Consider the following 3114-nt stretch of genomic DNA (forward strand, 5'->3'; position numbering starts at 1 on the left):
ACCTTCGGCAGCGCGCGGCAGGCCAATCATCCGTTTACGCAATTATTCCAGCCCAAGGATTTCGCACCGCTCGATTATTCCGCGCTGAAACTGGTGCGCACGCCGGAAGCGCTGGTCGAGCGGCTGGACAATGGCGCCTGCCAGGGTTGCCATCAGGCGGGTTCGACGGCCGGTTTCCATTTCATCGGGCTAGACGACAAGACGACATCGCCGTTGAACCGCATCGAGGTCGGGATTTCGCCGCATCTTCATGCCGAGATCCCGCGGCGCCAGGCGTGGCTCGCCGCCACGGCCGAAGGCAAGCAGCCGAACCGCTTCCGTCCGCTCTCCTTTGCGCCGCCGGCGGTCTGGACGAACGCCGACGCGGTTGATTACGCGCCGGCGGAGATGGCCATGCCTTGCCTGATGCCGGAAGATGCCGCGCGGTTCGGCGCGACCTGGCAATGCGACGGCGGCACCGTCTGCACGCCGCTGGCCACCGCTTCAGGCGTGCACACGAAACTGGCGCAATGCCTGCTGCCCAAGGACAGCGAAAAAATGTTTTCCGGCCACCCCTGCCTGACCGGCTCGATCGCCAGCAACGCGGTGCAGCCTTTCAACGACCGCTACAGCAGATCGGGCCAGTTCGCGGCCTTCGCCCCGGATGTCTCGCGCACCGCCTATACCTGCCGGCCGCCGAAGATCGGCGTGCCGGGCGGGATCGCTTATCGCGGCTGCGACGACAAGGACCGCGACTTCGCGGCCTTCAAAGCCGGCAAGCCGATGCCGAACGAGATTTGCGGGCTGGTCGGCGGCAAGAAATTCGATATCTGCGTGGCCACCAACAATTTCGACCAATGTCTTGGCGGCGCCGTCAATCGCGGCAACCGGCCGGCCTGTTCGGCCGATCATTTCTGCCGCGAGGACTATATGTGCCAGTCACTGCCGCCTGACACGCCGGGCATCGGCAAGGTGAAAGGCATCGGCTTCTGCTCGCCGACTTACTTTATCTTCCAGATGCGTATCGACAATCACGCGACGCCATGGGGCAGCCCTGTCCGCGCCACCATGGGGGCGGGATTTGGCGCGGCGGAAGAGGAGTGAGCTGCCCGACGGTTACCTCGGATAGATGCCCAGCCACGCCTCACAGCGGGATGTTGTCGTGCTTCTTCCAGGGGTTCTGCATGTCCTTGTTGCGCAGCATGCGCAGCGCGCGCGCGATGCGGCGGCGGGTCGAGTGCGGCATGATCACCTCATCGACATAGCCGCGCTCGGCGGCGACGAAGGGCGACAGGAAGCGATCCTCGTAAGCCTTTGTGTGGGCTGCGATCTTTTCGATGTCACCGATGTCCTTGCGATAAATGATCTCGACCGCCCCCCTGGCACCCATCACCGCGATCTGCGCCGTCGGCCAGGCATAGTTCATGTCGCCGCGCAGATGTTTCGACGCCATCACGTCATAGGCGCCGCCATAGGCTTTGCGGGTGATGACGGTGATCTTCGGTACGGTGGCCTCGGCATAGGCGAACAGGAGTTTCGCGCCATGCTTGATCAGCCCGCCATATTCCTGCGCGGTGCCAGGCAGGAAGCCGGGGACATCGACGAAGGTGACGATCGGGATCGAAAAACAGTCGCAGAAGCGCACGAAACGGGCCGCCTTGCGGCTGGCGTCGGAATCGAGCACGCCGGCCAGCACCATCGGCTGGTTGGCGACGAAGCCGACGGTGCGGCCCTCGACGCGCCCGAACCCGGTGACGATGTTCTTGGCGAAGTTCTGCTGGATTTCGAAGAAGTCGCCTTCGTCGGCAACTTTCATGATCAGTTCCTTGATGTCGTAGGGCTTGTTGGCGTTGTCGGGAATCAGCCGGTCGAGCGACAAATCATGGTCGGTGACCGACTGGTAGCATTCGATCTCGGGAAGCTCCGATGTGTTGGAAGCCGGCAGCAGGTCGACCAGCCGGCGCATCTGCAGCAGCGCCTCGACGTCATTGTCATAGGCTCCGTCGGCGATCGACGATTTCGTCGTATGGACGGAAGCGCCGCCGAGGCTCTCGGCGGTCACCGTCTCGTTGGTCACGGTCTTCACCACATCCGGTCCGGTGACGAACATGTAGGAAGTGTCGCGCACCATGAAGATGAAGTCGGTCATGGCAGGCGAATAGACGTCGCCGCCGGCGCACGGTCCCATGATGACGGAAATCTGCGGAATGACGCCTGAGGCCAGCACGTTGCGCTGAAAGATCTCGGCATAGCCGCCGAGTGCTGCCACGCCTTCCTGGATGCGCGCGCCGCCAGCATCGTAGAGGCCGATGATCGGCGCCCGGTTGCGCAGCGCCATCTCCTGCACCTTGATGACCTTCTCGGCATGCGCTTCCGACAGCGAGCCCCCGAATACGGTAAAGTCCTTGGCGAAGAGGTAGACCGGGCGGCCGTTGACGGTGCCCCAGCCGGTGACGACGCCGTCGCCGGCGATCTTGGTGTTCTCCATGCCGAAGTCGGTCGAGCGGTGCTCGACATACATGTCGAATTCCTCGAACGAGCCCTCGTCGAGAAACACCTCGATGCGTTCGCGCGCGGTGAGCTTGCCCTTCTTGTGCTGGGCATCGATGCGAGCCTGGCCGCCGCCCATGCGGGCAATCTCGCGGCGGCGCTCGAGTTCCTTGAGAACGTCTTTCATCGATTACCTCCCAAGCCAGTGGCATTTCGTGGTAATCGTGCCGGCAAGCGAGCGCAAGCGCCGCTTGCGCCACGGGTTTTGTTGCGCTGCAGCATGACGCCCCTTGCATTTGGCGGCGAACTCAGCCATATGCAGCCCATAGGCGCTTGGGCCGGGAACGAATCCGGCCTTCTCGACGAATGAGACTGGTTGCGTCTGTTTCCCCTCTTTCCGGTATATCGGCCCTTTTTCCGGTAAATCACAAAGCGGTGAAAAAGCCCCGTGGCATGATGCCTGCGGGCACGACAGCGCAGCCGAGTGGACGAATACGTCCGCCCGCCTTGTCGTTCATCACAGATTTTTCGACGGCAGGTTGCGCCCTGCCGCCATCGATGTTTGCGGCCAGAAGCCGCGTGAAAGAAGATTATTTTGACCAACGAAAACACTTTGCCCGGTAGCACTGCGGAACTCACCGGTTT

At 62.6% G+C, this 3114-nt stretch carries 1 protein-coding gene and 1 pseudogene; one reads left to right on the forward strand and one right to left on the reverse strand.

Going from position 1 to position 3114, the window contains the following annotated elements:
• Window positions 1-1083: pseudogene (locus EN893_RS26105) on the forward strand (hypothetical protein); the annotation flags it as partial.
• 40 nt (window positions 1084-1123) lie between these two features.
• On the opposite strand, the gene EN893_RS26110 reads toward EN893_RS26105, so the two are convergent.
• The gene (locus EN893_RS26110) at window positions 1124-2656 is read right to left on the reverse strand and encodes an acyl-CoA carboxylase subunit beta (RefSeq protein ID WP_127269638.1); all 1533 of its coding nucleotides are present in this window, start codon (window positions 2654-2656) and stop codon (window positions 1124-1126) included.
• Between the last annotated feature and the right edge of the window lie 458 nt (window positions 2657-3114).

It is taken from the genome of Mesorhizobium sp. M7A.F.Ca.CA.004.04.2.1, from assembly GCF_004022825.1.
Lineage (GTDB): Bacteria > Pseudomonadota > Alphaproteobacteria > Rhizobiales > Rhizobiaceae > Mesorhizobium.

What these genes read in the sequence shown, in the direction of transcription:
- EN893_RS26110 (WP_127269638.1), bottom strand. Translation starts at nt 2,656, where the DNA reads ATGAAAGACGTTCTCAAGGAACTCGAGCGCCGCCGCGAGATTGCCCGC.